Genomic DNA, 4,788 nt, shown 5'->3' on the forward strand with positions numbered 1-4,788 from the left:
AGCCGATCGCGCGTGAGTTAGAGCGATCGGCTTCTGTCCCCTTCGTTCTAAGACACGAGTTCGGCAAACAATACCTCGTAACGCCTCAACGCTTCCTCGAACGAATAGTTGTCGATCGCAAACTGTCGCGACTGCTGGCCTAACGCCGTCGTGCGATCGGGATTGTCGTAGAGTTCCCGAATCGCCTGGGCTAGCGCATAGGGGTCTTCTGGCGGAACGACGAGGCCGCCACCGCTGTTTCGCACCGCTTTCGCCGCCGTACCGTCCTCGGGAACCGACGCGACGATCGGCAGTCCGCTGGCCAGTAACACCTGAATCTTCGAGGGCATATTAATGGCGATGACGCTGCTTTTCTGCATCACCATACCGACGTTCGCCGCCGACAACATCTCGGGAAGTCGTTCGCGGGGCTGAAACGGCAACAGTTTGACATTCGTTGCTTCCCACCGTTCGCGCAGTCGTTGCAGCACTTCTAACGCTCGTCCTTCACCGACGATGACCACTGCAATGTCGGGAACGTCGACCAAAAACGAGGCCGCCTGCACTAACGTTTCTAACCCTTGAGTCAGAGCGATGTTGCCAGAGTACAGAACGACGAACTTTCCATTTAAGTCGTATTCGTCGCGGAACCCGTTCGGTTCTTTCGGCAGAGGACGGATAAAATTCGTATCGACCCAGTTGGGAATCAGGGCAATTTTTTGCGGATCGACCCCTTTCTTGAGGAGGTTGTCCACAAAGCCATCCGCGATCGCGCTAATGCGATCGGCATTGCGGTAAGCAAACCGTTCGAGGGACTCAAAGATCCGCACGAGAAACTTATTGCGTAACAAACCCGTGACGATCGCCGCTTCGGGCAAAACGTCTTGCAGGTTCAACACCACGGGACAGCGGTAAATCCATTTGACCACAGTTGCCGGAACGCAGGCCGGTAGAGGGGGACTCGTGAGCAAAATCGCATCGGGACGCCATCCGTTGAGGGCCTGCACGAAACTCGTCGAGACGAAACTGCTTTCGAGAAGCACCCGATCCATAAAACCGGGTTTGGGGCGAACCCAAACGTAACACCGTTGAATTTTAACGCCATTGAGTTCTTCAGTGACGTAGAGCTTTCCCCGATAGCCCTCGTAAATCCGGCGTTGGGGATAGTTCGGCATCCCCGTAACCACCCGGACTTGATGTCCGCGTCGGACGAGACCCTCGGCTAACTCGGTCATTAACGGAGCGATGCCAATCGGTTCTGGATGATAGTTATACGAATAGATTAAGATTTTCATCGTCTGCGTGTTGTGGGCCCTGGGCGATCTCGGAGAGTTGTTCTGAGACTCTCGTGAAACACTTTCTTTTACTCGGGTCAGATGCTTCAGTCCGCGAAACTCAGAAATCTTTAGGAGTTTGAGGATAACGCTAGAATATCGATGAAATCTCGTTTTTCGCTCGATTGCGTCCTTGTTAGTATGCCGAATCCCGCTAAAGCATCTCTAGGTCGAAAAACACCATCGATCTTGATTTTAGGTCTATTACTGCTCTTATGGAGCGTCGGTTGGGGGTGGGGAGTCTCTCAAATCGCTCGTTCCCAAGTCGATCGCGGCGTTCTCGATCGCCCTCATATCGGAACCGTCGATCCGATTCCAGAACGTTTTAGAGCCGGACAACAGCTTTATTTGGAACATTGCGCCACCTGTCACGTCGGGATTCCTCCTGCCGTACTTCCGACGGAAACTTGGCGAGAATTGTTGCTCGATGAAGAACATTACGGAACCCGCGTCGAGGTTCTCCCCAGTCCGCAAATTTATATCGTGTGGGATTACCTCCAAACCTTTTCCCGGCCCAAACGCAGCGCCGAGGAAACGATTCCCTATCGATTAGAATATTCGACGTATTTTCAGGCGTTGCATCCACAAGTCGAAGTTCCTCGCCCCATAGACATCAAGCAATGCGGCACGTGCCACCCCAATGCTGTCGAGTTCGATTTTCGCAGCCTGGTCAGGAGATGAGGAAGCTTTTTACAGTGAACAGTGAGCAGTGTTTCAGTCGCCAGTCGCCAGTCGCCAGTGAGGAGGCGAGGAGAAAACGTATCAACTGTCCACTGTCCCCACTTTTCACTCTTCACTCTTCCCTCTTCCCTGAAAAAAACCCCCCATCTGAGGGAGATGGGGGAAGCTGGAACCTAGGATGGAGCCGAGTACAGCCAATAAGGGGAATGCGGCATGAAATATCCCCTGATTGGATACGTCGTCTTCTTCTAAGTTCATCGTAGTGCTTGAAAGTAACGATACTGTGACGCGGATGTGACAGTTGTGTGACATCGTTCTTGTCAGTTGAGTGGTTTTGCGTACCATGAAATTGTAGAGTCGTCCAGCTACTATGACCCGCGATCGCACGACACGACGTCCCACGCGACGTAAGTTTATCGCTACCACTGCTGCCGTTGCGGGAGGAGCGATCGGCATTAAAGCCGTACAACAACGCAATCTGATTTTATCGTCAGAAACCTCGTCAGAAACCTCGTCAAACGCCATTTCAAATGCGGTCACGACGATGCCCGAACGGGTTCTCGGCCGAACGGAGGAGTCCGTCCCGATTTTCGGGTTGGGAGGTGCCGGACAAACGCCACTCTCGAAACCGGGGCGAGAAGGCGAGGCGTTGGAGTTAGTTGAAACCGCGTTAAATTTGGGAATTCGCTATTTCGATACGGCAGCCAGTTACGGACCGAGCGAGGATTATCTCGGTAAAATTTTGCCGGAGTATCGCGATCGCGTGTTTTTGGCGAGTAAAACCGCCAGGCGCGATCGCGACGGAGCTTGGCGAGAATTAGAGCGATCGCTTCAACGCTTGAAGACCGATCGCCTGGATTTATGGCAGTTACACCACGTTTCCCTACCTGAAGAGATCGATCGCCTGTTTGGGGGAACGGGGGCGATACGAGCGTTAGAGGAAGCCAAAGAGCAAGGATTAATCCGTTATACCGGCATCACCGGACACCACGATCCCAACGTCATCGCCGAAGGATTGCGCCGTTATCCCTTCGATACGACGTTAATTCCCGTCAACGCCGCCGACAAACATCACCCGCAACCGTTTCTCCCGGTGGTGATGCCTGTGGCGATCGAGCAGAACGTGGGCGTTATCGCCATGAAAGTTCCTGCTTACGGGAAGTTGTTCGCGTCGGGACGTCTCGACGGAATGCGAGAAGCCTTGGGATACAGCCTGTCGGTTCCCGGCGTCCGCTGTTGTGTCATCGCGGCAGAGAACCCCCAACAACTGGCGGAAAACGTGGCCGTGGCGCGTCAGTTCGTCCCCCTTGAAGATGCGGCGATGGCAGATATCGAACGTCGTCTCGCCTCAGCCTGGGAAGACGTGACGTTTTATCGAGCGTGGACGTGATGGAGCGTCGGATGTCAAGTTTAGGCGATCGCGACTTTTCCAAGGGTCAAGTTATCAAAACTGATTGGGAGTGGTTGCATCGCCGGGTTGTCATGGGGGTAAGACTCGAAGCGATCGTGAGTTCGAGGAGGAATTCCAGCACGGATATCAATCGATCGAACACATGGAACGTTTAGTAAAGTCGAACCCCTTTTCGAGTCTTTAAAACGCGATTCATCGTTTCGATCTATGCTGTGTTAAGGTTCGCAGTCTTTACCTCGAACTTCGGCTTCGCGAAAGCATTAGAACAGTATGCAGTCCGATCGCTGCCAAAATTGCACTCAGAAGCGTCCAGACACCATCGGCAAATAAATTAACACGATGGATGTTTTGTTGGGCTTCCGCTACGAATAATAATGACAAATCTGAAGAAGTTGCGACAACCTCCGAAAAGCGATCGTACGCTTTTTGCAACGCATCCCAATCGACAAATGCATAATAGCCAAAGATACAAACTCCTGCAACGCCTGGAACGATCGCGAGTAAAATGGGAAAGATATAACGCATTTAGATTATGTTCTTACTCAAACTTGAGTTTTGCCTAAAATCATTCAAAATTTAATTCAATATTAATAACCAAATCTAGCACCGCTTGGGTACGTTAGATCGAGTCGTCGATGATGTCACCTGCCATTAACTCCTGCCATTCAGAATCTTGTTGATAGTGTTCGAGCATCGTTTCCGCTTGACCTTCGAGAATACGACGAGGTTCGGACATCGGTAATTTTAGAAAAGCCAGACGTTGTTCTAAAGATAGAGATTCCTCTGGTTTTGGAGACGATTCGGAAGGATGCATCTCAATTCTGTGATAAGTATAAATACTTAAAGTAGTAAATCCCCTTCTAGCAGTCCTTGAGGAAGATATTGACAAATTGACGAACTCGTGTATATGCGAAAGTGAGATGCACCCAACTGTTTTGCCTAGCAAACGACATAAAGCTGTTGAAAAGGATTCGGGAAAAACCAGTTATATTGAAAGATTCAACAATACTCTTCGTCAGCATGTATCTCGACTCGTTCGTAAAACCTTATATTTTTCTAAAAAGTTAGAAAATCACATCGGTGCGATTTGGTATTTCGTCCATCATTATAATGCTTCAATCCACGCTCGTCATCATCACTGTGCATGACTACCCCCGGCGTAGTTTTGAGAAGTTCGACTTTCTCAGTCCATTCCGCACAGCTTTGAGTCAATTGCTCGATTTCTCGGTTGAGTTGTTCGAGACGCTCTTCGAGATAGTCAAGGTGCTTACTTGTGCAGAAAAGTCCTGAAACCCTTGTTAGAAAAGATATTGCCGTATTAAAGGGTTGGCCGCAAAATCCCAGATCGGTAAATGGCGGCCAGATCCCCGGCATCTCCAAGAT

The 4,788-nt window shown here is 50.6% G+C and carries 3 protein-coding genes and 2 pseudogenes; 3 read left to right on the forward strand and 2 right to left on the reverse strand.

The genetic code is table 11. The annotated features are described in order from the left end of the window. Positions 1 to 47: 47 nt before the first annotated feature. On the reverse strand, positions 48 to 1,274 hold the full coding sequence (locus tag POG22_RS10110) for a glycosyltransferase family 4 protein (protein ID WP_498905092.1): 1,227 nt from the start codon (positions 1,272 to 1,274) through the stop codon (positions 48 to 50). 228 nt (positions 1,275 to 1,502) lie between these two features. Here POG22_RS10110 and POG22_RS10115 point away from each other — a divergent pair, with 228 nt between their 5' ends. From POG22_RS10115 to POG22_RS10125, 3 genes and pseudogenes are all read left to right on the forward strand, one after another. After that, complete coding sequence (locus POG22_RS10115) at positions 1,503 to 1,994, forward strand: diheme cytochrome C (RefSeq protein WP_498905094.1); 492 nt, start codon at positions 1,503 to 1,505, stop codon at positions 1,992 to 1,994. Positions 1,995 to 2,364: 370 nt separating this feature from the next. Then, positions 2,365 to 3,384, forward strand: coding sequence for an aldo/keto reductase (locus POG22_RS10120; protein WP_498905096.1), 1,020 nt, complete (start codon positions 2,365 to 2,367; stop codon positions 3,382 to 3,384). 959 nt (positions 3,385 to 4,343) lie between these two features. Beyond that, positions 4,344 to 4,553 (forward strand): annotated as a pseudogene (locus tag POG22_RS10125) (IS1 family transposase); the annotation flags it as partial. Position 4,554: 1 nt separating this feature from the next. Here the strand turns inward: POG22_RS10125 and POG22_RS10130 are convergent. Next, positions 4,555 to 4,788 (reverse strand): annotated as a pseudogene (locus POG22_RS10130) (hypothetical protein); the annotation flags it as partial.

Source organism: Geitlerinema sp. CS-897, assembly GCF_028368005.1.
Classification (GTDB): domain Bacteria; phylum Cyanobacteriota; class Cyanobacteriia; order Cyanobacteriales; family Geitlerinemataceae; genus Baaleninema; species Baaleninema simplex.